The sequence below is a fragment of the uncultured Photobacterium sp. genome (assembly GCF_947502415.1).
GTDB lineage: Bacteria > Pseudomonadota > Gammaproteobacteria > Enterobacterales > Vibrionaceae > Photobacterium.
On record NZ_CANMZV010000020.1, the window covers coordinates 1 to 23862 of the forward strand.

Below are 23862 nucleotides of genomic sequence, written 5' to 3' on the forward strand. Positions count from 1 at the left end.
GAATTGACTGTGCCAAAATAACGTAAGCTATTTTGTATTGGTCACTCAGTTCATTGATGCCATATTTGCTTTCACTTTCAAAAAAGTGAAGACAAAATGTTTGACTAATCATTTCACGAGTGCCCACACAGATTGCATGGTCAAATTGTTAAAGAACTTGGTTATCACACTGTTCTCTAGGAGATTTATCGTGACAACGGGAGCGAATTATAGGGAGAATTTAAAAGTGCGCAATAGTTTTTTTGCCATTTTTCAAAAAAAACACCCCAACAGCACAAACTTCACCCAAAATCTGAATTACTGGGCATTTTGAGCACAACACACATAATCAAAAGGCCAAACTTAATTCTGTTAGGCAACATTCTCACTTGTCGCTTGGTGCTTCTTTCGCTTTCTGTACTTCGGATGAGTGGCAGGTATCGCCGACAACAAGGTCTTAGTATAGTCGGCCTGAGGAGATTCATAGATTGCATTGACCGCCCCCAGTTCCACTATACGTCCCAAGTACATGACAGCAACCCGATCTGAAATATGCCTTACTACAGATAAATCGTGAGAAATGAAGATAATCGCCAAGTCCATCTCTTTTTGTAAGCGCAGTAATAAATTCAGGATCTGAGCCTGCACTGAAACATCCAGCGCAGAAACTGACTCATCACAAATCAACAATTTCGGTTTTAATGCAATAGCCCGGGCAATACCAATACGCTGGCGCTGTCCACCCGAAAATTCATGGGGATAACGACCCAAAGCCGATTTTGATAAGCCAACTTTTCCCAATAGACTCTTAACCCACACCTTACGCTCAGCAGGTGTCCCGATATTATGAATAATAAAAGGCTCTTCTAAAATCATGCCTACGGTATGGCGCTGATTAAGTGACTCAAGCGGATCCTGAAAGACAATCTGCATATCTTTTCGCAATGGACGCATTTGCCTAGCTGATAAACCGGTAATGTCTCTGCCTTCGAAAAAAATTTTTCCTTCCGTTGGCTCATACAATTTCAGGATAGTACGTCCCAGAGAGCTTTTCCCGCAGCCTGATTCACCTACCAACCCCAATGTTTCTCCCTGAGCAACCGAAAACGACACCCCATCAACAGCTTTTACAATATACCCTTTTTTAAATATTCCTCTGCCAGAAACAAAATGCTGCTTCAAATTTTCTATTCTTAGGACTTCTTCCATTCATCCATCCCATTCCGGCCAACCATCATTTCACTTATCCCTTAAATTCAGGGAATAGTTCGGTATCAATAGGTTTTATCTCAATCTGCTGTTTAGGATCATGGTGCAAACCTGGTATTAATCCCAACAAACGCTCGGTATATGGATGTTGCGGATTATCAAAAAGTTCGAATACACCTGCACTTTCCACAACCTTGCCACCGTACATAACAACAACATCATCACAGATCTCGGCCACAACTCCTAAATCGTGGGTAATGAAGAGCATCGCCATACCCGTTTCTTCTTGCAGTTCAACCATCAGGTCTAAAATCGAGGCTTGAACAGTCACATCCAACGCAGTCGTCGGTTCATCACAAATTAAGATGTCTGGTTTACATGCCAGGGCCATCGCAATCATGATGCGCTGGCGCATGCCTCCGGACAAATTATGTGGATATTCCTTCAGCCTCTTTTCCGGCATTGGTATTCTTACCTTTGTCAGCATTTCCAGAGCATAAACCTGCCGTTGTTTTTTATTAAACTCAGGGCGGTGAAGCTCCAGCACTTCATACAACTGCTGGCCTATCGTATAAACTGGATTTAGCGCCGTCATCGGATCTTGAAAAATAATGGAGATATGATTTCCTCGCATGGCATACATTTTGTCAGGAGGAAGATGCACAAGATCCCTACCTTTACATAGAATTTGCCCCTTCGTCACCCGACCGTATGGCTTAGGTAACAATCCCATTATTGACATAGCTGTAACACTTTTACCGCAACCAGACTCCCCCACTAAACCAAGAGTTCGCCCTTTATTTAGGGTAAAGTTCACACCATGGAGGATCTTGGCTACACCATCCTCAGTGATAAATTCAGTTTCCAGATCCTTCACCTGTAAAATCACCTCATCCGCTGACATTCAATCCCTCTCCATTGCTTTATAGCTCAAAGCTTGTATGTCTCATCCACAACAGTAACAGGTTTAAAAACCTTGCCTTTTTTCATTGCCGACTTGGTTTCTTTCTTCAGTTTCGGGTCAATCCAATACGTTCCGAGGTCTAAAGCTGTTCCCGATGAAAAAAGAAACTCCGTTAGCCTCGTCATGGCCGGGGTTGGATATTTCATCCATCGCCAATGCGCTTCACGAGCGAAAGTCATCATATAACCGGGGATCACAATGGCTTCATCCGCAACTTGCTGTTGAATCTGACGTGAAATGGCTTTTTTCTTCTCCAAATCAAATTCGGAACGGTATGCAGTGATTAAGTTATCAAGTTCATCGGAACTGAAATTAGTGAAATTGTTCGTTTGAGGTTTATTGGCATTATCCGAATGGAAATACTGCCAATAACTTGGGATTTCGCCCGAGCTCATATTATGAAAAGATAGTTCATGCTTCTTCTCCAGCACATATTTAAATGCCGATGAACCATCAATCAGATTAAGAGTCAGCTCCAGCCCAGCCTGTTTAGCTTGCTCTTTAAGATAAGCAATGCGAGGGCTATGATAGGGGCGCGAATACGTCACCGCAAATGAAAGCCTATCCCCTTTACTATTTATACGGATACCGTCATCACCAATCTTTTCGAATCCGCCCATAGCAAAGTATTTAGCTGCCAGTTCGGGGGAAAACTTAGGTGCAGTAATATCGCTATTGGTGTAGTCACCCTGCCCTATACCCACACCATTAGGCTTACGCAAAAAATCCCCCCGAAGGACTTTTTTGATCATCCCATCAAAGTCAATGACATGGGATAATCCCTTGCGAATATCCCGATTATCTAAATAGGGTTTCGAGGTATTAATCCACATCCCACCAGCCCCAATAGGTACCTGATTGTACCCCCAAAATTTCTGGATATATCCTTTCTTATAGGCTTCGCTATTGGACTTTTCATGCCATAGCTCGGGCGTATCAAGCCAGAAGCTATCCATATTTCCTTTCTCGAAATGCTGCCGGGCGATGTCCTTATCCCGGATCACCTTGATACGAATTTTCTCAACATTGTATCGATGCTGATAATAACGGTTGGTATATCCCCACCAGCTTTTCCCGACATGCTTGAAAGTGATCGACTTACCTTTCTTTACGCCATCAACATAATATGGCCCTGCCGATGGCTCTGCCTTGAAATTGTAATAACGGACGAAGTTATCATCGACGCCATCTCGATTCTTATCTGTTTTCGGCTTGTAAAAATGAGCAGGCCGCGGCTGTAGGTTGGCATAAATCATGAGCTCCTCACGATTTCGCCTCGTCGTCGACACAACAGCAAACGTATGATCATCAAATTTAATAATATCCTCGACCTGCTCGGTATAGTGCTTGTTATACCAGGGCGCGACAATATCTTTAGAGCGCATTAAGGTAAGAACGAAAGTGTAATCATCAGTCGTGATTGGCTTACCATCTGACCACCGGGCCGATGGATTAATCCGGAAATATACGGTTTTTTCATCATCACCATACGCCCAGTGAGTCGCGATATCCGGTACCCACTTATTAGTGATAGGGTGTCGAGTTACCGAGGCGGGACGGCTGTCTAGCAGCCAAGAACGGAAGCGACCGTTGGAATCAGGCCCGACAATCCGAAACGTTTGAGGGAAACTAGAGATATAGGTTCTAAATGTACCGCCAAAAATTGCGTCTTGAGAAGCAAACAGCGGCTCATTGGAATTGGATATCCACTGAAGTCCATCAGGTAAGGAGTTTGCGTGTAACGGTTTGCTCAACATCAATACTGCTACAGCCATGCAGCACTTCAACATCCTTATCATATTTACTTCCTTGTCTTACAATAAAAATTTCCTCTATTGATAAATTTAGCCTAAATCTGGCATCTCTCATTCCAAATGAAATACCTCGTTTATCCAGAAGCAACAGAACCTAAACATAGCGGGTGAATTTTTTTGGATCGAAAGCTGCTCGTATCGCCTCCCCGATAAAAGTCACCATAACCAGCACAGCCACAATCGCACTGACCACCGAAACCACAATCCAGGGAGAATCCAGATTTGACTTCCCCTGTTGCAGCAGCTCTCCCCAGCTCGGTGTTGGCGGCATCAAGCCCAAGCCTAAATAATCCAAAGCTGTCAACGCCGTAATATTAGCCGCGATAGTAAAAGGTGCCAGTGTCACAACCATCACCATGGTATTGGGTAAAATATGGGTAAATACAATCCTGGAGGTCGAAGCGCCAATAGCCTTGGCGGCCATCACGTATTCCCTGGCAGATTCTTTATAGGTCATGGTTCTCATATACCAGGTCATCCCCATCCAGCCAAACAGCACATTGATGGCAACAAACAGGCTAAATGTCGGCTGAGTGATTGAGACCAAAATCATGATGACATAGAGAAACGGCACCATAGACCAGACTTCAATAAACCGTTGCACCAGCAAGTCAAACTTTCCGCCAAAGAAACCCATCGCACACCCTACTGCTATACCAACAGCATAAGAAACTGCCATTGTCAGCAGGGCAAACCCCATAGCCGTTCGAAATCCGTAAACCAGGCGAGCAAGAATATCCCGCCCTATGGTATCGGTACCTAAGTAATGTTTATCCTCAAAGCTCGGCGCATTTGGCGGATAATCACCGCTAAAATCCTGCTCCAGCGGGTTCCAGGGTACTAGCGGCATAATGACAAAATTCCCCCCGCCTTCTAGCTCAAACTGGCGCTTCAGTTCGCGATACCGGGTTTCTTGCTGATAACCAAGCCCATATTCACTCCCGGCAATCACTCTGCTCAAAACCGGGAACGTAAACTGACCGTTGTACCTCACCATCAACGCCTTGCTATTGATAAGGGCTTCCGCAAACAATGACAGCACCAGCAGACAAGTTAAAATCACAAACGACCAGTAGCCTCGCCGAATCGACTTAAACCGCCTGATTTTTTTGATCGTTAAAGGATTGAGCTTCAACATATTCAGGCTCCAAATTTCACACGCGGATCAACCAGCGCAACACAAACATCAGACAGTATGTTGCCAAACATCAGCAAGACAGCATTAATAGCGACAATCCCCATCACAACCGGATAGTCTCGCTCCATAATCGACTCATAACCAAGCAGCCCGACACCATCGATATTGAAAATTACCTCAATCAGAAAAGAGCCGGTCATAAAAAACAAAAGGGAATTACCAAAATGGCTCGCGACAGGGATCAGGCTATTACGCAAGGCATGTTTGCGCACCGCGGTTTTGAATGGCAGGCCCTTGGCAATAGCTGTGCGAATATAATCTGCTGACAGGGTCTCCATGAGATTGTTTTTCATTGTCATGGTCAGGATGGCAAAATCGCCGATGAGGTAACACACCAGAGGCAGTGCCGCATGCCACATCAGATCTTTGAACTGCTCATAAACCGTTTCATAATCATCAAACTCATCTCCGACGAAGCCCCCCATCGGAAACCATTCCAGATGGTAGCTAAACAAGGTGATCAGCAAGACCCCGACCACATACCCCGGCAGGGCATAACCAATAAAAATCAGAACCGAGGTGGATGAATCAAATGCACTACCGTGCTTTAGCGCCTTGTAATACCCCAGAGGGATAGAGATGAAATAACTGATAAAAAAAGTCATACCGCCATAAAACAAAGATACCGGTAACCTGTCCATAATCATTTCCCAGACAGGTTCGTAATAACGGGTCGACTCCCCAAGGTCCAGCACCAAAATCTTACCCAGCCACTCGAAATATGCTTCCAATACCGGTTTATCCAATCCATAAAAAGCATTTAGCTCAGCAATTTGCTCTTCAGATAACGCATTGCTTTCACCTGGTGATGACAGTGAGGATGGTGCATTGCTTTGCGCCTGCATCTCAGCCAACATTCGCTCTACCGGCCCTCCGGGAACAAAACGAGTAATAGCAAAGATCAAAATGGTTATCCCAAAAAATGTCGGTACAACCAACACCACACGCCGCAATAAATAGGACAACATAGACGACTTACTCCCTGTCAAAATCGTCAATCACGATCTCTTTATCTCTTTGAAAGATAGCAGCAAGTACAGGGTTTCATGGGGGAATAAAAAATGACAGACACAAAAAAGGCCGCATCAGCGACCTTTTCAGATAATGTTTTGGCAATTAGCGTGCGGCCAGCCAGGCTGGTACATCAGCCACACTGTCCAGCACAACACTCGCCAGCGCTTCACCTTCTTCGGTGACAGGCTTGCCGGTGCGAACAAGGATCTTAGTACCGACATCAGCAGCCTCGGCAGCCTTCACATCATCGGTCTTATCACCGATCATCACCGAGTTGGCCATATCAATTTTCAGAAAATCGCGGGCAGAAATAAACATACCAGGCTTTGGCTTACGGCAATTACAGTCTTGCAGGTAATCACCCTTGCCTTCAGTCGGATGGTGAGGGCAATAATAAATACCATCAAACTCAACACCGTTATCGACAAAGTTCCAGTCCATCCACTCAGTCAGGGTCAGAAACTCATCTTCCGTATACATACCTCGGGCAATACCTGCCTGGTTAGTTACGAGAACAAGCAAATACCCCATATCCTTGAGCTTTTTGCATGCTTCAAAAACGCCTTCGACGTATTCAAAGTCATCAACGGTATGAACGTAACCATGATCGACATTAATCACGCCATCACGGTCGATAAAAACTGCTGGTTTGGCCAAAAGTTAGCCCTCTGTCTATATATATTAAGACAAATTATGGCATGGCTACGGTCGGGATTCATCTGTTTATCTCTATGTCAGGACCATATGGTCGACAAGACGGAGAAAAACCACAAAGACATTTAGACGTCTAGACGTAAAAATACCTATTGACTTAGCCATCTAGACATCCTAGCATCAACACACCAGATGCGACTAATAACACTTTTCACACATAACAATGACAATGTAAACACAACAATCCGCATTACGATATACCTGTAATGACAGGCATTTACCTTTTTAAACTTTTCCTTTTAACAGGTATACGGTTCAGGAAGTACGATGATAGAAATAAATAGAGTAAATAAAGTGTTCTATCAGGGTGACAGGGAGATCAACGCGCTGCGCGACATCAACCTGACCATTGACCAAGGCACCATTTTCGGCGTTATCGGCTCTTCAGGGGCTGGAAAAAGTACCCTAATCCGCTGCGTCAACCTACTTGAGAAACCAACCAACGGCCATGTGATCGTAGACGGTACCGATCTGACTCAGCTTTCTAACCAAGAGCTAACGCTGGCCCGCCGTAAAATCGGTATGATATTTCAGCATTTCAACCTATTGTCTTCCAGAACAGTATTTAACAATATTGCTCTGCCGCTAGAATTAGCAGGCAAGAGCAAGTCGGAAATAAAAACCAAGGTCAACGAGCTGCTTCAGCTTGTCGGCCTGGCAGATAAAAGCGAGTCATACCCGTCGAATCTCAGTGGCGGCCAGAAACAGCGTGTAGCCATTGCCCGAGCACTGGCCTCAGATCCTAAAGTCTTACTGTGTGATGAAGCCACCAGCGCCTTGGACCCGGCGACAACTCAATCCATTCTTGAGTTACTGAAAGAGATCAACCGCAAGCTGAACCTGACCATTTTGCTGATCACCCATGAAATGGACGTGGTGAAAAGTATCTGCTCGGAAGTTGCCATCATCGGCGACGGCGAGCTGGTAGAGAAAGGTCCGGTAGGTGAAATATTTGCCCACCCGAAAACGGATCTGGCACGCAGTTTCATTCGCTCAACTCTGGATTTATCTATACCGGAAGATTATCAAGCCCGTTTGGTTGAATCCCGTATCAGCAACAGCTATCCCCTGGTACGACTTGAATTCACCGGCAACTCAGTTGATGCGCCACTGATCAGCCAGGTTGCCCGCGAGTTCAACATTGACATCAGTATTCTCAGTTCGGATATGGACTATGCCGGCGGTGTCAAATTCGGCCTCATGCTGGCTGAATTCTTTGGTAGCGATCAAGCCACCGTTCAAGCGATTACCTTCCTTCGGGATCACAAAGTTAATGTAGAGGTGCTGGGTTATGTTGCTTGAGTCTATTGCTAACTGGTGGCTGGCCAACGAGCGCCTTACCTACCTACTGATCGGCGCACTGGGCGAAACCCTGGTGATGGTATTTGCTTCCGGCCTTATCGGGTTTGCCATCGGTATTCCTGCCGGTGTGGCCTTGCACCTTACTAAGGAAAACGGCTTGCTTGAACATCGGCTGGTGAACCAAGTACTCGGAACAATCACCAATATCGGCCGTTCCATACCGTTTATTATCTTGCTGGTTGCCATCATCCCATTTACCCGATTTGTTGTTGGCAGCTCAATTGGCACAGCAGCAGCTATCGTTCCATTAACAGTTGGCGCTATCCCATTTATTGCCCGCCTGATCGAAGGAGCACTACTGGAAGTACCGAGTGGTCTGGTTGAAGCTGCACAGGCAATGGGAGCAACCCCACGCCAGATCATCAGCAAAGTACTACTACCTGAAGCACTACCGGGCATCATCAATGCAGTTACTATCACTCTGGTAACGCTGGTGAGCTACTCGGCTATGGCCGGCACTGTTGGCGGTGGCGGTCTGGGTGATGTCGGCATTCGCTACGGCTACCAGCGCTTTGACGGTACCGTGATGCTAATCACAGTGGTCATGCTGGTCGTATTGGTTCAGCTAATCCAATCTGCAGGCGATCACTTGGTAAAACGAACCGACCACCGATAGTTACAGCGTTTAAATTGGCATAAATAATAACCATCAATCACACTTAACAATTTAGTTTTACGGAAAATCCCCAGTTTTAAGGAGAAGTAACATGGCGTTTAATCTTAAGAATCTTTTCGCGGTGGCCGGGCTTGCATCGGCGCTCGTTCTAACAGGTTGTGGTGAAAAAGAAGCCACCGTTGACAACAGCAAGATTAAAATTGGGGTAATGGCGGGCGCTGAAGCCCAGGTAGCCGAGGTGGCTGCCAAGGAAGCCAAGGATAAATATGGCTTGAATGTAGAGCTGATCACCTTTACCGACTACGTCTCGCCGAATGCGGCGCTGGAAGAAGGCTCTATCGATATCAATGCCTTCCAGCACAAGCCTTACCTTGATCAGCAGGTAACCGACCGCGGTTATAAGTTTGCGGTAGCAGGTAATACCTTTGTTTACCCAATCGCGGCTTACTCAAGCAAAATCAAATCAATTGATGAACTGCAAGAAGGTGACCAAATCGCCGTGCCTAACGACCCGACTAACCTTGGCCGTTCACTACTTCTACTTGAGCAAAAAGGTTTACTTAAACTAAAAGAAGGCGCAGGCCTGACAGCAACGGTACTGGATATTGTCGAAAGCCCGAAAAACCTGAAAATCGTCGAGCTGGAAGCGGCACAACTGCCTCGTTCTCTTGACGATGTCCAGCTGGCGATCATCAACACCACCTATGCCAGCAGCATCAACCTGACGCCAGAGCGCGACGGCATTTTCGTGGAAGACAAAGAATCACCATACGTAAACCTGATTGTTGCCCGACAGGACAATGTTGACGCTGAAAACGTCCAAACATTCATTAAGGCATACCAATCTGAAGCGGTATATGAAGCTGCGAAAGAAATCTTCCAGGGTGGCGTAGTCAAAGGCTGGTAATCACCAATCTTTTGCGCCCCGCAAAAACAAACAAGCCCCTCAATTGAGGGGCTTGTTTGTTTCATCTGTCCTAATGAAGCATTATTTTTTCTTCTTCACCCGGCCCTGAACCGCTTTAAGACGCGGATTCGACTTGCAGATCACATACACACGACCACGACGTTTTACTACCTGACAATCGCGATGGCGGGTCTTAGCACTTTTTAGAGAACTTAATACTTTCATCTTATTTTCCTTTCTTCTTACCAAGCTGACCAAAACGACGACTGAAGTTAGCCATCCGCCCTTCAGTACTGATCACTCGCTGCTTACCGGTATAGAAAGGGTGTGATTCCGATGAGACATCCAGGGTGTAATAAGGGTATTCCTTACCACCCTCCCAGGTAATGGTTTTATCGGTTTTCAACGTCGAGCCCACCAAGAAGTACTTATCTACACTGGTGTCGTGGAACACAACGGTTCGATACTCGGGATGGATACCTGGTTTCATTTTTTGATCCTCTACTAACTTTTCTTATCCTCAAAGAATAAGGCTCTCGCTTGAGATATGTTATAACATAGCATTTGATAATAATTCTCATCAAGCTTTCATTTGCATTTTTATGGTATTTTTGCGTTAAACGAACAAAGACCCTATCCAGATGACCTATCAAATTGAACCGATTGGTATTATCCGCTCCCCCTATAAAGAAAAATTTGCCGTACCACGCCAGCCGGGGTTAGTACCCAGTGCCCGCTCGGAAATAGTGCTGCGAGGTGAGGCCAATGCCCTTGAAGCCGTACGCGGACTGGAGCAATTCAGTCACCTGTGGCTACTATTCCTGTTTGACCAAAACCTGGAAGCTGGCTGGCGCCCGACAGTCCGTCCACCTCGCTTGGGTGGCAATGAGCGGATCGGCGTGTTTGCCAGCCGGGCAACGTTTCGTCCCAACGGTATCGGTATGTCTGCCGTTGAATTCAAAGGCATTCGCCAGGAAGGAAGCGATGTGGTAATCGAACTTGGTGGCGTTGATCTCGTCGATGGCACCCCGATTGTTGATATCAAGCCCTATATTCCTTACTCGGACAGCCTGCCTGAAGCGACTGGTGGTTTTGCTAGTGAGGAACCCCAGACCTTACAGGTGATCTTCACTGACAAGGCTGAATCACAGCTAACCGGTCGCCAACTGGCAAGGCAACGGGCCGTCATCGAGGAAGTCCTGGCTCAGGATCCCCGCCCGGCCTACAAAAAAAACAAAACAGACACCAAGGAATATGCCGTTCATTTATTCGACTACAATGTAAAATTCACCGTCGATGACGAAAAAGTAACCGTCACCGCCCTAGAAAAGCCAATGGTGAAATAGACAGATTAAACGTACGCCTGACTGTTCCCTTTGGCGAACAGCAAAATGGCTGGTAGTATATGCGGTTACCGCCACTTTGAGCGGCTGGGGATGTCCCCATCACTTATCAAATTCTTATCAACCAACGGATACCATCAATGCGTACCAGTAAATATCTTCTTTCAACGCTGAAGGAGACTCCAAACGACGCAGAAGTTATCAGCCACCAGCTGATGCTACGTGCAGGTATGATCCGTAAGCTGGCTTCAGGTCTTTATACCTGGCTACCTACAGGTCTGCGTGTTCTGCGTAAGGTCGAAAACATTGTTCGTGAAGAAATGAACAATGCCGGTGCAGTCGAAACGTTAATGCCCGTGGTTCAGCCCTCTGAACTATGGGAAGAAACCGGTCGCTGGGACAAATTTGGTCCCGAGCTGCTACGTATCGCTGACCGTCACGACCGACCGTTTGTACTAGGTCCGACTCACGAAGAAGTGATCACGGACATGGTTCGCAACGAAGTGAAATCTTACAAGCAGCTTCCGCTGAACCTATACCAAATCCAGACTAAATTCCGTGACGAAGTTCGCCCGCGCTTTGGTGTGATGCGTTCACGTGAGTTCATCATGAAAGATGCTTACTCTTTCCACCTGGATAAAGAAAGCCTGGTAGAAACATACGAAACGATGCACCAGGCATACTGCAACGTATTCAGCCGCATGGGTCTGGATTTCCGCCCAGTATTGGCAGACACAGGTTCAATCGGTGGTTCTGGCTCTCACGAGTTCCACGTGCTTGCAGAAAGCGGTGAAGACTTAATTGCCTTCTCTACTGAGTCTGACTACGCAGCGAACATCGAAAAAGCAGAAGCCCTGGCTCCTGCAGCCGAACGAGCGGAACCAACGGCTGAAATGACGCTGGTTGATACTCCAAACGCAAAAACTATCGCTGAACTTGTTGAACAGCACGGTATCGCAATCGAGAAAACCGTGAAGACTCTGTTCGTGAAAGCATCTGACGAAGTGGAAGCAGAGCTGATTGCCCTGATCATCCGTGGCGACCACGAGCTGAACGAAATCAAAGCTGAGAAACTGTCTTGTGTTGCATCTCCGCTAGAGTTCGCAACCGAAGACGAAATCCGTGCCGTCGTTGACGCAGGCCCTGGCTCTCTAGGCCCGGTTAACCTACCTGTACCATTCATCGTTGACCGCTCTGTGGCAGTAATGAGTGATTTCGGTGCTGGTGCCAACATCGACGACAAACACTACTTCGGTATCAACTGGGGCCGTGACGTCGAACTTGGTCAGGTTGAAGATCTACGTAACGTTGTTGAAGGCGACCCGAGCCCATGTGGTCAAGGTACCCTGCTACTGAAACGCGGTATCGAAGTGGGTCACATCTTCCAGCTGGGTAACAACTACTCTAAATCAATGAACGCAGCAGTTCTTGGTCCAGACGGTAAAAACACCATCATGGAAATGGGTTGTTACGGTATTGGCTGTACCCGTGTAGTTGCTGCTGCAATCGAGCAGAACAACGACGAAAACGGCATCATCTGGCCAGCAGCCATTGCTCCGTTCCAGGTATCTATCGTACCGATGAACATGGCGAAGTCTGAAGAAGTAAAAGAAGCTGCCGAGAAGCTGTACGCTGATCTGACAGCAGCTGGCATCGAAGTACTATTCGACGACCGTAAAGAACGTCCGGGTGTAATGTTTGCGGATCACGAACTAATCGGTATCCCGCACACTATCGTTATCGGCAACCGCAGCCTTGAAAATGGCGAGATGGAATACAAAGACCGTCGTGCCGGCACCAAAGAAGGTGTGGCTGTCGCTGATATCATTGAGTTCATTAAGCAGAAACTAGCTTAATCGATTCGATTCTAGAAAAAAGCCTCCCTCGTGGAGGCTTTTTTATTTCCTCATCCCAATCCCCCCCATAATACTGCTCCGATCATTATCACTAGACCGTTATCCTGTGACCGGTATTGTCGATTCAGTCTTTTTTCCTTGTATAGTTAAGGTACTGAAAAGACGTAGAGCAGCAATTGAATGGCAAAGGATAAGCCGAAAATCAGTTTGTTATTATCCGGGGGCGGCGCACGGGCTGCCTACCAGGTAGGCGTACTGAAAGCCATTTCAGAATGGTATCCGCGCGTCCATCACAGTCCATTCACCATCTACTGCGGCACGTCTGCCGGGGCCATCAACGTAACAGCTATTGCCTGTTATGCGTCTTGCTTTCGCCTGGGAGTTAAAAAATTAGAATGGATTTGGTCCCGCCTGCATAGCCGCCGAGTATTCAGTGCCAGCGCACTTGGTATGACAGGTTACCTGGCTGCCCAATGGTTCGCCCGCCTGCAGGCAGATCATCATGAACGGCCACCTTTCGGCCTGTTGAATAACCGCCCACTGCGTCAATTGCTTAATCAGGTCAATAACTACAAACGGTTAGAAAAACAGATCCTGGCCGGCAACCTGCACGGCATTTCCGTTACCGTCTCCAGTTACAAAAGCGGCCAGTCCGTCAGCTTCTTTCAGGGTCAAGATGAGCTCAGCGAATGGGACCGTGCGAAATCCAAAGGACGCCGCTCCCTGATCACAACCGAACACCTGCTTGCTTCCTCGGCCATTCCACTGGTGTTTCCTGCCGCACGGCTCGGGCAAGCCTATTACGGAGATGGCTCCATCCACCAGCTGGCACCACTTCGCCCTTCCCTCAAAATGGGAGCAGATAAAATACTCATCATCGATCTCATCAATCAAAAACTCGATGAAAGGGACTACACTAAGGCTCCCGGACTCGCAACTCTCGGTGGTCATCTAATGGATACTATTTTCAGTGATACCCTGACCGCAGATTTGGAACACCTATCCCGGACCAATGCCTTAATTGAAGCACTACCAACAGAGCAGCAACAAAAATTAGGCATGAAAGTCGTCGACCATGTTCATCTTTTCCCCAGCCAGTCTTTCGAGCCGCTAGCGCAGAAATATTATTGCCATATGCCACCAATGACAAGGACACTCATGCGGTTAATAGGTATCAGTCCAAAAGATGATGCTGCCATCACCAGCTATATCCTCTTTGAACCAGCATATATTAATGCGCTAATCGAATTGGGCTACCAGGACACGCTCGAAAAAGAAGCGATGCTACGCAACTTTCTAAAATAAAATCAGTATATTATTTACAAAAAAATAGCCTTAAATGTTGAAATGGCTAATTAATTGCCTATAGTTAATGCCCTTGTAAAATTTTGACACCGATATGGATCAAACTCTCTGGAATAATCTTTTTGCAGAAAACAGCAAACCGAGGGCCAAACCCCTTGGGGCTGACCAGCGCTTGCTAATCCTGCAGAAATTTCAGGGAAAGCTCGATCTCGGACTATTATTTGAAATATTTGCCCAGGAAGTCGAGAAGCAAATCGATATCAGCCGATTAATATGGGATCTAGAAGAAACCTCCACCCTGATCCGCCGAGGCAAGGCCACTGAGTACCGACAGGCTTTTATTCTTCGCCTCGGTGAAAACGAACTAGGTAAAATCCAGTATTCAACGCCCTACCCTCTGGATAAAGACGAAATAAACCTGCTCCATACGTACCATCGCCTGTTCGCCGGTCCATTGATGAATGCCATTGAGTACCGCCGGGTGAAAAATATGGCGCTACGCGATTATCTTTCAGGGCTTGGCAACCGCAATAGCTTTGAGCAAGACCTGCAACAAGCCATTGCTCTCAGTGAACGCCGTAATGTCGGACTGGCCTTGTTGATGTTTGATCTGGACAACTTCAAACAGGTCAATGACCGCTATGGCCACCTTGACGGCGACAAGGTAATCGGCCGCTTTTCGGCAATCCTCAAACAATCAATCCGAACCTCAGATCGCTGCTACCGCATAGGCGGGGATGAATTTGTGATCATTCTGCAACCGGCAACTGATGAATCAACCCTGCACGTTGCCAAGCGCGTTCAAAAGTTCATGAACGATGACCAGACACTACGCACGCTAAAAATTGGCTCTTCCTGTGGTGTATCCCAGTATCAGAAAGGTGATACCCCTACGGCCCTTGTTGATCGTGCTGACCGCATGCTCTACCGCCACAAGCGTAAAAAATAATCACTCTCACCCCTATCTACCGTCATAAGCATATCCATCTTTCTTAGCTCTGGTATAGTGGCTAGACATGCTCGTCCACTCATTATGGGTTTCAATACTCTAACCATAAGAAGTGATACCAAACCGAACAAAAATCTTAACCTTTTCATTCTCGCAGACAGGCCAGATTCTTATTCAGTTTGATATTAAAGAATTAGAAGGAAAACGCATGAAAGTCTATGAATGCTGTGAACTGATCCGAATGACTTATGCCCAGATTGGCGGTGGTGAGCAAGGTTATATTCCCAATGCTATCCACTGTGCAGTTAAAACTCTGAATGATATTGCGGCTAATGACGCACTCCCGCAGAACGTCCGTGAGAATGCCGCTTTTGCAGCAGCCAATCTGTTAATGAGTGATCACGAGGATTGATAATGGATTTAAAAAACTTCGAAACCATGGATCCGGTAATGCTGATGAGCATTGTTAATATGAAGATCCGTGATGAGTTCGGCGATTTGGACAACCTGGCCAAATACTTCGATATCAACAAAAACAAACTGGTTGGTCGGCTGGCTGAAGCCGGTTTTGACTACCTGCCGAATGCCAAGCAGTTCCGCTAAAGTTCACTCTTATTGCGCAGCTACCTTTTCCCCCTGATAGCCGCGACAAACAAAAAACGGAAGCTCAAGCTTCCGTTTTTTTATACTCATGCTACATGATTCAGCGTTTATTTCACCACCAATCTAACCTTTAAAGACAGGCAGTAGATTCGCCATAGCCAGTAAATGGAAGGCAGCAGTCAGTACTCCAAACGCGATCACCACATAAATCGTCACATTTCCCCCTGGAACCACAAAGCCTTCTTGTTCCGGCACTCTTTGACGTAATGTTTTTGCCAACGTCGCTGGGATAATACAGGTCCAAATCGTGGCAGCAGCACCGGCTAATCCAATCGCGGCGACAAAACCAAACGGTGCCACTAACGAGAACACCAATGGTGGAATAAACGTCACACCCCAAGTTTTTAGTCGTCCTTGCTTGGTATCGGCAAAGCCAAAGAAGTCAGCCAAGTAATCAAACACTCCCAATCCAACACCGATGAAAGATGAAACAATCGCGGCAATAGAAAAGATATGCAGAGCTTGTTTAATGCTATTTGAATCGATGGCAGCTGTCAGTGCAAACATCAAGGCATCCACGCCACCACCAGCAGTCACAACAGGGCCAAACGCCTCACGCGGTAAATTGCCAAAAATACAGATCACCCACCCCAGATAAAACGTGAGGGCAATTAGAGTGCCGCCAAGAATCACTTTTTTGGCACGGTGCTCATCTTGATAGTAATCACGCATCGTGCTCACCGAATGGTGGTAACCAAATGACGTCAACGCGACCGGCAATAGGGCTAGCGCATAGGCCGAATAAGGGGTTTCACCTTGGCCTTGTGCAAACAAGACCGGCACACGGATATGCGAAGCCAGCCCTGAAATGCCCAGCACAAAACTGATGATCATAAAGAGGATCAGCACAATGGAAATACGATCCACTGCACGGGTAGAGTGCAAGACAAAGGCCGAGCAGAATGCAACAAACAGGACGGAAGCCAATTCACGCGTGACACCTAGCATTTCACTGAAAATCATGCCAGATGTTGAAATATACGCATAGAGTAGAATCCCACCCACAAAATATAAAGATAAATTATTGATAATATTAATTTTATTGCTTAATACATCTTTGGTAACAGTATTAAACGACGCTTTAAATTCATAATGCTTAAGTGCTTCTAACAGTAACCAGCCGGACAGCGTCATCATGATCATAGTGAAAGAAATGGCGATCACACTCCATAACGTCCACGCACCCGCACCTGCACTTGGTAACCCAAGCATGCCTGCCCCAACACAAACACTGGCGATAATACACGCGCCCCCAAGTGTGGATGGTTTACTCATAATAACTCCTAGACAATATCAATGTATCAGCGTGCTAGTACAATAATACCTACCGCTTTTTAAAGCAACAACAGAATCACTGACTGGGCAAAATGCAATCAACCAGACGATGATTTTGCGCTACAACTACCACCAGAACGAATTTCTGAGCGCACAAAAAAGCCGCTGACTGTTAACACAGCCAGCGGCTTTCAAACATTCACGCCTTGCCCAGTAACGCTTTTCCGAACAAAAGCTTGCAGTTATTTCATCTGGGAGAAATACGCGGCGACATTAGCCATATCGGTATCACTGAGCATGGCTGCCTGAGGCTGCATCACCATTGCCATCGGCCCATTGCGCTCTTTATTTTTATAAGCCTTCAGGGAATTCACCAGGTACTGTTCGTTTTGGCCTTTCAGATTCGGGTAACCAGGGATCACCGCAATACCATTCGCACCATGACAACCGGCACACACAGCTGCTTTGGCTTTACCTGCCGCGGCATCACCGGCGGCCATTGAAGGGGCTGACATCACTGCAGCTAACACTGCTATTACAAGAACTTTCTTCATTGTGTCCTCTTATAATTCTGATTTATTCCAAGTATTTGATTGTCACTTTGAATACTAGGCTCTAAAACAACAATCAGGAACTTAAGAATTGTGCACTGTTTAGCCTAACATTGCACATCAGATACATCATTGTGCCACTCCAAGTCACAATCCTGACCACGGAAAGCCTCGACAACAAACAGCCCGGCAACCGCAGCCAGCTCCTCACCGTAATACACCAGAGGAGTACGACGCCGATTCCAGCTTGGCACCCCGTATTCCTGGAAAAGCTTCTTCAGTTTACGTTTCCCACTCCGGCCTACCGGCTTCACCTCTAGCCCTTCAGGATCAAACCGAACGGAAACCTCTTCATCCGGTTTCGGCAACCGTAACTGACCATAACTCGTTGGCAGTAACTTCAATTCACCGAGATCCTGCGGCAATTGACAAGGCTGGCCAAGCAGGCACTCCTGCTGCCACTCCCTAATATCCGGCCATTGCTGTACCAAATATAAACGCTGCTGATAACGCCTGACCTGTACCTGCTGCCAACATAGCTGTGGATTCGCATCCGGCTTAGCCTTCACTATGGTATGCCAAATCTGCTCCAGCTGAGCTTGGGACGGCATTAGTACATCAAAGCGCTTCAGCCAATGACGAATCAATTGTTTACCAATCCGCTCTGAGCCCAGCTGCGAAATAATTAGACTCTGATCGTGATACATTGCCTGCATCAGCTTTTCACGCAATAACTCCTGCAACAGGGCATCCTGCTCACCACATAAAGATGCACTTCGGGTCACGGCTTTTCGGATTCCCGGCCAGCGCGCGATCATCTGCGGTGCAACCTGGTGGCGCAGAAAATTCCGGTCGTAACGGGTATCCTGATTACTTTCATCTTCTACCCAGTCGAGTTGACACGACCGACCGTATTCTTCTATTTGCTGCCGGGTAACGCCCAACAGCGGCCTTAGGTGGTAACCACTGGCAAACGGCGTACACTCAGCCATCGCAGCTAAACCCGCCGGGCCACTGCCGCGCTTAAGCGCCAGCAGCACAGTTTCCAGCTGATCATCGGCATGCTGCGCCGTCAATAGAATATCTCCCGGCTGAAAATGCTTCTTCAGAGCCCGATATCGCTCATCACGGGCCAATTGTTCGACACTGATTCTGCTACCCAACTCAAGGTTTACCCGCTCAACCAGACATTCAATCCCTTCTTGTAGAGACCACTCAACGCAACGCTCACTCCATAGATCCGCATTAGCACTGAGACCATGATGAACATGAATCGCCAGACAACGGTGCTGCGGATGCTGACGCAAAAAAAGCCCCATCAAATGCAACAGTACCCGTGAGTCCAATCCACCACTCAAGGCCAGGACAAAACGACGGGGAGTATCACTATAACTTTGAAAAATGGAACAAAAGCGGGAGTAAAGCATCAAGGAAAACTCTTAACGAAAACAGACGAACTGACAAGTAGTATACCACTGTGCACTTATAAACACTGTGAGCAAATAAAAAAGCGGGCCAACCTAAGTTGACCCGCTCTAGCAAATTCAATTAACAGAACTTAACAGTAACCGTAGCTCAGCAATCGCTGGTAACGACGCTCCAACAACGCTTCAGTATCCAGTGCTTCAAGCTCATTCAGGGTAGCCAGAAGCTGTGCCTTCAGATTTCCTGACATAGCGACAACATCGCGGTGAGCACCACCCAACGGTTCTTCAATGATGTTATCAATCAGCTCAAGTTCCTTCAGACGCTCAGCTGTCATACCCATCGCTTCAGCAGCCTGAGGTGCCTTGTCTGAATCACGCCATAGAATAGATGCACAACCTTCCGGAGAAATCACTGAGTAAGTCGAGTACTGCAGCATGTTAACACAGTCGCCCACACCAATCGCCAGTGCACCACCAGAACCACCTTCACCCACAACATTACAAATCACAGGTACAGTCAGGCCAGCCATTTCCTTCAGGTTAGTGGCAATCGCTTCAGACTGTCCGCGCTCTTCCGCACCAACACCCGGGTAAGCACCTGCAGTATCAATAAAAGTGATAATTGGCATCTTGAAACGCTCTGCCATTTTCATCAGGCGAAGAGCCTTGCGGTAACCTTCCGGTTTTGGCATCCCGAAGTTACGTAATACTTTTTCTTTGGTCTCTCGGCCTTTCTGGTGACCAATCACCATTACCGGACGACCTTCCAGGCGTGCAATACCGCCAACCAATGCCTTATCATCAGCAAACGCACGGTCACCCGCCAGCTCATCGAACTCGGTAAACATGTGTTCGACATAGTCAAAGGTATACGGACGCTGTGGATGACGGGCTAGTTGAGCAACCTGCCATGCACCAAGATCACCAAAAATTTTCTTGGTAAGCTCCAGGCTCTTCTTTTCTAGCTGTTCAATTTCTTTTTCAAGATCAACCGACTGTGATTCTTCACGGCGAGACACATCACGCAGTGCTTCGATTTTTGCTTCCAGCTCAGCAATCGGCTGTTCAAACTCAAGGAAGTTCAGGCTCATACCACTTCAATCCTTTTGCCCACAATTATTGTTCTGTCTAATAACTATGGGCTAATTTAATTAAACTCAAGCTCAACTTGCTTTTCACCCAGCAATATTTTGAGATCAGAAATTAACTGATCTGCCGGGGTAACACGCCACTCTGTCCCGAGGGTCAACTTGGCGCGCGCATTCGAGCGCTGATAATACATATTGACAGGCACAGTACCTGCGCGATGCGGCTCCAGCACTTGGCTGAAGCGTTCAAAAAACTGTTCATCAATTTGCCTCTCTGTTACAGAGATGGCAAGTCCCCGCAGATGCTTTTCTCGTGCATCTGAGATATCAAGCACTTCCCGGGCCGACATTTTAAGGCCACCGTTGAAATCATCAAAGCTGACCTGTCCGGAAACGACTAAAATTTTATCTTTTTCAATTAGATCCAGATAGCGTTCCAAGGCATCGGAAAATAGCATCACTTCCATTCGACCAGAACGGTCATCCAAGGTCAGGATCCCGATCCGACTTCCCCGCTTGGTGGTCATCACTCGGGCGGCAATCACCAGGCCTGCAACCGACACAACCTTATCACGTCCCGTCGGATGTGCATCTTTCAGACGCCAGGTCGTATAATGCTTCAGCTCCGGCACATAGGCATTAATCGGGTGACCTGTCAGGTAGAGACCCAGCGTCTCGCGCTCACCTTCCAGCCAAACCTTGTCAGGCCATTCCGGAATATTGGCATATGCATGCTCCACCTCTTCCGGTGCCGCAGTCAGTACCCCGAACATATCCGTCTGGCCAAAGGCTTCAGCCTGATGGTGCTGGCTTGCCGCCTTAATGGCATCATCAAGCGTTGCCATCATTGCAGCACGGTTCGGCCCTAGTCGATCCATCGCTCCGGACTTGATCAATTTTTCCAGTACCCGCTTATTTACCTTCTTGGTATCAATTCTGGCACAAAAATCAAACAGGTCCTTGAAGTGTCCGCCTTTTTCTCGGGCTTCAATAATGTTTTCAATCGGGCCTTCACCGACACCTTTAACCGCACCGATACCATAGACAACTGCCCCATTATCATCAACGTTGAAGCGGTACAGGCCTTTGTTGACGTCCGGCGGCAGCAACTTCAGCTTCATCCGGTGACACTCGTCCACCAGGCCGACAATCTTATCCGTATTATCCATATCAGCGGTCATTACCGCCGCCATAAATTCAGCCGGATAGTGTGCCTTTAGCCAAAGTGTCTGGTAAGAAACCAAGGCATAGGCCGCTGAGTGGGATTTGTTGAAGCCGTAACCGGCGAATTTCTCCACCAAGTCGAAGATCTTCATCGCCAGCTCGCCATCAACGCCATTCTTGATGGCGCCTTCCTCGAAGATCGCACGCTGCTTGGCCATCTCTTCCGGTTTTTTCTTACCCATCGCACGACGAAGCATATCTGCTCCACCCAGGGTATAACCAGCAAGAACCTGAGCAATCTGCATAACCTGTTCCTGATACAGGATGATGCCGTAGGTTGGCTCAAGGATCTCTTTTAGTGATTCATGCTGCCATTTTTCATCCGGGTAAGAAACAGCCTCGCGACCATGCTTACGGTCGATAAAGTTATCAACCATCCCCGACTGCAACGGCCCCGGACGGAACAAGGCCACCAGTGCGATCATATCTTCGAAGCAGTCCGGCTGCAGGCGCTTGATCAGATCTTTCATCCCGCGGGATTCCAACTGGAACACCGCGGTGGATTCTGAGCGCTGTAACATAGCGAATGATTTAGCATCAGCCATCGGAATCGCAGCGATATTAACCGGGTCTTCACCTTGCGCTTCCAACCGTGGGTTAATCATCCCCAATGCCCAGTCGATAATGGTCAGAGTTCGCAGCCCCAAGAAGTCAAACTTAACCAGGCCAGCTGTTTCTACGTCATTCTTATCAAACTGGGTAACCGGGTTACCGCCTTCGGCATCACAATATAATGGCGCGAAATCTGTAATCGTCGTTGGTGAGATAACCACACCACCGGCGTGCTTACCGGCATTTCGTGTCACACCTTCTAATATGCGACACATATCGATAAGATCTTTAACTTCCTCATCGGCCTCATAAACTTGGCCTAACTGAGGCTCGGCATCAAAAGCTTTAGCCAGAGTCATGCCAGGCTCGGCCGGTACCAACTTGGAAATTCGGTCAACGAAGCCATACGGGTGTCCCAACACCCGGCCTACATCTCGGATAACCGCCTTCGCTGCCATGGTACCGAAAGTGATGATCTGAGATACCGCATCACGACCATACATTTCAGCCACGTGATCGATAACCAAATCACGCTTATCCATACAAAAGTCGATATCGAAATCGGGCATGGATACACGTTCAGGGTTCAGGAATCGTTCGAACAGCAAGTCAAATTCCAGCGGATCCAGATCGGTGATATCTAAGGCATATGCCACCAACGAACCGGCACCGGAACCACGCCCAGGCCCTACTGGCACCCCGTTGTCTTTTGACCACTGGATGAATTCCATTACGATCAGGAAGTAGCCAGGGAATCCCATCTGGTTGATAACTTTTAGCTCAATGTCCAGACGTTCATCATATTCAGGACGGCGCTTGAGGCGCTCTTCCTCATCCGGGAACAAAAAGGCCAAACGGCGTTCCAGACCTTCCTTAGACTCCTTAACCAAGAAATCCTCGATGGTCATTTCACCTGTAGGGAAATTCGGAAGAAAGTACTCACCCAAGCGAACAGTGACATTACATCGCTTAGCAATCTCGACACTGTTTTCAAGCGCTTCAGGAATATCCGAGAACAGCTCGCACATTTCCTCTTCGCTGCGCAAATACTGCTGCTCGCTATACAATTTCGGTCGGTTAGGATCAGCCATGGTATAACCATCGTGGATGGCTACCCGGATTTCATGGGCATCGAATTGATCAGGAGACAATAAGCGAACATCATTGGTCGCAACCACCGGTAAACCAGCCTGCTCTGCCAGTTCGACGGCAAAGTGCAAATAAGCCTCTTCATCGGCTCTGCCAGTTCGCACTAACTCCAGATAATAACTATCAGGGAAGTGAGTCTGATAAAACTCAACAAAGCGGTTAACCATATTCTGGTTTCCCTTCAGCAATGCCTTGCCGACATCACCAGTCTTACCACCAGACAGCAAGATCAAACCTTTATTATGTTTGATCAACCACTCCCGGTCGATCACCGGCATATGCTGAACATGTCCGCGCTGGTAAGCCTCAGAAATCAGCATTGTCAGATTCTGATAACCCTCGTTATCAGCCGCCAGCACCGTCAGATCAAACAGCTCATCGCCCATTTCTTCTGACTGAACCTTGAAATCTGCACCGATGATCGGCTTCATGCCGGCACCATGAGCAGCGAAATAGAATTTCACCAAGCCACACAGGTTAGTGAAATCGGTCAATGCCATTGCAGGCATCCCCATTCCAGCTACCTTTTTTACCAACGGCGGAACTTTGGACAGGCCGTCCACCATAGAGAAGTCACTGTGGACACGAAGATGAATAAAACGAGGTTCAGCCATGACTAACCTGATCTGATGTGTTCTTGATACGAAGGAAAGATTATAGCCTAAAGAGGAATAATCATCACTGTAAGTGACTTAATCACCAA

The 23862-nt window shown here is 47.4% G+C and carries 22 protein-coding genes; 9 read left to right on the forward strand and 13 right to left on the reverse strand.

Annotated elements, in window-relative coordinates:
- Window positions 1-351: 351 nt before the first annotated feature.
- From Q0852_RS17955 to gmhB, 6 genes are all read right to left on the reverse strand, one after another.
- On the reverse strand, window positions 352-1188 hold the full coding sequence (locus Q0852_RS17955) for an ABC transporter ATP-binding protein (protein WP_299020271.1): 837 nt from the start codon (window positions 1186-1188) through the stop codon (window positions 352-354).
- 34 nt (window positions 1189-1222) lie between these two features.
- Window positions 1223-2092, reverse strand: a complete 870-nt coding sequence (locus Q0852_RS17960; RefSeq protein ID WP_299020272.1) for an ABC transporter ATP-binding protein — start codon at window positions 2090-2092, stop codon at window positions 1223-1225.
- A 26-nt stretch (window positions 2093-2118) separates the two neighbouring features.
- The gene (locus Q0852_RS17965; protein WP_299020448.1) at window positions 2119-3942 is read right to left on the reverse strand and encodes an extracellular solute-binding protein; all 1824 of its coding nucleotides are present in this window, start codon (window positions 3940-3942) and stop codon (window positions 2119-2121) included.
- Between the two features lie 118 nt (window positions 3943-4060).
- A complete protein-coding gene (locus tag Q0852_RS17970; RefSeq protein ID WP_299020274.1) occupies window positions 4061-5104 on the reverse strand; it encodes an ABC transporter permease in 1044 nt (347 codons plus the stop codon).
- A gap of 2 nt (window positions 5105-5106) precedes the next feature.
- Window positions 5107-6132, reverse strand: a complete 1026-nt coding sequence (locus tag Q0852_RS17975) for an ABC transporter permease subunit (RefSeq protein WP_299020276.1) — start codon at window positions 6130-6132, stop codon at window positions 5107-5109.
- 148 nt (window positions 6133-6280) lie between these two features.
- A complete protein-coding gene (gene gmhB, locus Q0852_RS17980; RefSeq protein ID WP_299020278.1) occupies window positions 6281-6835 on the reverse strand; it encodes a D-glycero-beta-D-manno-heptose 1,7-bisphosphate 7-phosphatase in 555 nt (184 codons plus the stop codon).
- 324 nt (window positions 6836-7159) lie between these two features.
- Between gmhB and metN the strand changes: the two genes are divergently transcribed.
- The 3 genes from metN (at window position 7160) to Q0852_RS17995 (ending at window position 9777) form a co-directional block, all read left to right on the forward strand.
- Complete coding sequence (gene metN, locus Q0852_RS17985) at window positions 7160-8194, forward strand: methionine ABC transporter ATP-binding protein MetN (protein ID WP_299020280.1); 1035 nt, start codon at window positions 7160-7162, stop codon at window positions 8192-8194.
- Window positions 8184-8870, forward strand: a complete 687-nt coding sequence (locus tag Q0852_RS17990; RefSeq protein WP_299020282.1) for a methionine ABC transporter permease — start codon at window positions 8184-8186, stop codon at window positions 8868-8870. Before metN ends, Q0852_RS17990 begins: the two co-directional genes overlap by 11 nt.
- Window positions 8871-8961: 91 nt before the next feature.
- On the forward strand, window positions 8962-9777 hold the full coding sequence (locus Q0852_RS17995; protein WP_299020284.1) for a MetQ/NlpA family lipoprotein: 816 nt from the start codon (window positions 8962-8964) through the stop codon (window positions 9775-9777).
- An 81-nt stretch (window positions 9778-9858) separates the two neighbouring features.
- Here the strand turns inward: Q0852_RS17995 and ykgO are convergent, their stop codons facing one another.
- Both ykgO and Q0852_RS18005 read right to left on the reverse strand, forming a co-directional pair.
- Window positions 9859-10002 (reverse strand): type B 50S ribosomal protein L36, encoded by a 144-nt coding sequence (gene ykgO / locus Q0852_RS18000; protein ID WP_299020286.1) that lies wholly within the window; start codon window positions 10000-10002, stop codon window positions 9859-9861.
- 1 nt (window position 10003) lies between these two features.
- Complete coding sequence (locus tag Q0852_RS18005; protein ID WP_299020288.1) at window positions 10004-10267, reverse strand: type B 50S ribosomal protein L31; 264 nt, start codon at window positions 10265-10267, stop codon at window positions 10004-10006.
- Window positions 10268-10418: 151 nt separating this feature from the next.
- On the opposite strand from Q0852_RS18005, the gene tsaA reads away from it, so the two are divergent.
- The 6 genes from tsaA to Q0852_RS18035 all read left to right on the forward strand — a co-directional run bounded on the left by tsaA (window position 10419) and on the right by Q0852_RS18035 (window position 15833).
- Complete coding sequence (tsaA, locus tag Q0852_RS18010; protein ID WP_299020290.1) at window positions 10419-11123, forward strand: tRNA (N6-threonylcarbamoyladenosine(37)-N6)-methyltransferase TrmO; 705 nt, start codon at window positions 10419-10421, stop codon at window positions 11121-11123.
- A gap of 137 nt (window positions 11124-11260) precedes the next feature.
- Window positions 11261-12976 carry a proline--tRNA ligase gene (locus Q0852_RS18015; RefSeq protein ID WP_299020292.1) on the forward strand — a complete coding sequence of 572 codons (1716 nt, stop codon included), beginning with the start codon at window positions 11261-11263 and terminating at the stop codon, window positions 12974-12976.
- Window positions 12977-13156: 180 nt separating this feature from the next.
- Entirely contained in the window at window positions 13157-14281 is a 1125-nt protein-coding gene (locus Q0852_RS18020; RefSeq protein ID WP_299020294.1) for a patatin-like phospholipase family protein, read from the forward strand.
- 94 nt (window positions 14282-14375) lie between these two features.
- Entirely contained in the window at window positions 14376-15230 is an 855-nt protein-coding gene (locus Q0852_RS18025; protein WP_299020296.1) for a GGDEF domain-containing protein, read from the forward strand.
- 208 nt (window positions 15231-15438) lie between these two features.
- Entirely contained in the window at window positions 15439-15642 is a 204-nt protein-coding gene (locus Q0852_RS18030) for a YaeP family protein (protein WP_299020299.1), read from the forward strand.
- A gap of 2 nt (window positions 15643-15644) precedes the next feature.
- Entirely contained in the window at window positions 15645-15833 is a 189-nt protein-coding gene (locus Q0852_RS18035) for a DUF4250 domain-containing protein (protein WP_299020302.1), read from the forward strand.
- Window positions 15834-15956: 123 nt separating this feature from the next.
- Here the strand turns inward: Q0852_RS18035 and Q0852_RS18040 are convergent, their stop codons facing one another.
- The 5 genes from Q0852_RS18040 to dnaE all read right to left on the reverse strand — a co-directional run bounded on the left by Q0852_RS18040 (window position 15957) and on the right by dnaE (window position 23773).
- Entirely contained in the window at window positions 15957-17168 is a 1212-nt protein-coding gene (locus Q0852_RS18040) for an aromatic amino acid transporter (RefSeq protein WP_299020304.1), read from the reverse strand.
- A gap of 242 nt (window positions 17169-17410) precedes the next feature.
- Window positions 17411-17722 (reverse strand): cytochrome c, encoded by a 312-nt coding sequence (locus Q0852_RS18045; RefSeq protein ID WP_299020306.1) that lies wholly within the window; start codon window positions 17720-17722, stop codon window positions 17411-17413.
- A gap of 104 nt (window positions 17723-17826) precedes the next feature.
- Window positions 17827-19146, reverse strand: a complete 1320-nt coding sequence (gene tilS, locus Q0852_RS18050) for a tRNA lysidine(34) synthetase TilS (RefSeq protein WP_299020309.1) — start codon at window positions 19144-19146, stop codon at window positions 17827-17829.
- 131 nt (window positions 19147-19277) lie between these two features.
- A complete protein-coding gene (gene accA / locus Q0852_RS18055) occupies window positions 19278-20237 on the reverse strand; it encodes an acetyl-CoA carboxylase carboxyl transferase subunit alpha (protein WP_299020311.1) in 960 nt (319 codons plus the stop codon).
- 56 nt (window positions 20238-20293) lie between these two features.
- Window positions 20294-23773, reverse strand: coding sequence for a DNA polymerase III subunit alpha (gene dnaE, locus Q0852_RS18060; protein WP_299020314.1), 3480 nt, complete (start codon window positions 23771-23773; stop codon window positions 20294-20296).
- Window positions 23774-23862: the final 89 nt, after the last annotated feature.

Bases quoted from the DNA above. Each gene is read 5' to 3' on its own strand.
- Q0852_RS17955 (WP_299020271.1), bottom strand. From the start codon at position 1,188: ATGGAAGAAGTCCTAAGAATAGAAAATTTGAAGCAGCATTTTGTTTCT.
- Q0852_RS17960 (WP_299020272.1), bottom strand. From the start codon at position 2,092: ATGTCAGCGGATGAGGTGATTTTACAGGTGAAGGATCTGGAAACTGAA.
- Q0852_RS17965 (WP_299020448.1), bottom strand. From the start codon at position 3,942: ATGTTGAAGTGCTGCATGGCTGTAGCAGTATTGATGTTGAGCAAACCG.
- Q0852_RS17970 (WP_299020274.1), bottom strand. From the start codon at position 5,104: ATGTTGAAGCTCAATCCTTTAACGATCAAAAAAATCAGGCGGTTTAAG.
- Q0852_RS17975 (WP_299020276.1), bottom strand. From the start codon at position 6,132: ATGTTGTCCTATTTATTGCGGCGTGTGGTGTTGGTTGTACCGACATTT.
- metN (WP_299020280.1), top strand. From the start codon at position 7,160: ATGATAGAAATAAATAGAGTAAATAAAGTGTTCTATCAGGGTGACAGG.
- Q0852_RS17990 (WP_299020282.1), top strand. From the start codon at position 8,184: ATGTTGCTTGAGTCTATTGCTAACTGGTGGCTGGCCAACGAGCGCCTT.
- Q0852_RS17995 (WP_299020284.1), top strand. From the start codon at position 8,962: ATGGCGTTTAATCTTAAGAATCTTTTCGCGGTGGCCGGGCTTGCATCG.
- ykgO (WP_299020286.1), bottom strand. From the start codon at position 10,002: ATGAAAGTATTAAGTTCTCTAAAAAGTGCTAAGACCCGCCATCGCGAT.
- Q0852_RS18005 (WP_299020288.1), bottom strand. From the start codon at position 10,267: ATGAAACCAGGTATCCATCCCGAGTATCGAACCGTTGTGTTCCACGAC.
- tsaA (WP_299020290.1), top strand. From the start codon at position 10,419: ATGACCTATCAAATTGAACCGATTGGTATTATCCGCTCCCCCTATAAA.
- Q0852_RS18015 (WP_299020292.1), top strand. From the start codon at position 11,261: ATGCGTACCAGTAAATATCTTCTTTCAACGCTGAAGGAGACTCCAAAC.
- Q0852_RS18020 (WP_299020294.1), top strand. From the start codon at position 13,157: ATGGCAAAGGATAAGCCGAAAATCAGTTTGTTATTATCCGGGGGCGGC.
- Q0852_RS18025 (WP_299020296.1), top strand. From the start codon at position 14,376: ATGGATCAAACTCTCTGGAATAATCTTTTTGCAGAAAACAGCAAACCG.
- Q0852_RS18030 (WP_299020299.1), top strand. From the start codon at position 15,439: ATGAAAGTCTATGAATGCTGTGAACTGATCCGAATGACTTATGCCCAG.
- Q0852_RS18035 (WP_299020302.1), top strand. From the start codon at position 15,645: ATGGATTTAAAAAACTTCGAAACCATGGATCCGGTAATGCTGATGAGC.
- Q0852_RS18040 (WP_299020304.1), bottom strand. From the start codon at position 17,168: ATGAGTAAACCATCCACACTTGGGGGCGCGTGTATTATCGCCAGTGTT.
- Q0852_RS18045 (WP_299020306.1), bottom strand. From the start codon at position 17,722: ATGAAGAAAGTTCTTGTAATAGCAGTGTTAGCTGCAGTGATGTCAGCC.
- tilS (WP_299020309.1), bottom strand. From the start codon at position 19,146: ATGCTTTACTCCCGCTTTTGTTCCATTTTTCAAAGTTATAGTGATACT.
- accA (WP_299020311.1), bottom strand. From the start codon at position 20,237: ATGAGCCTGAACTTCCTTGAGTTTGAACAGCCGATTGCTGAGCTGGAA.
- dnaE (WP_299020314.1), bottom strand. From the start codon at position 23,773: ATGGCTGAACCTCGTTTTATTCATCTTCGTGTCCACAGTGACTTCTCT.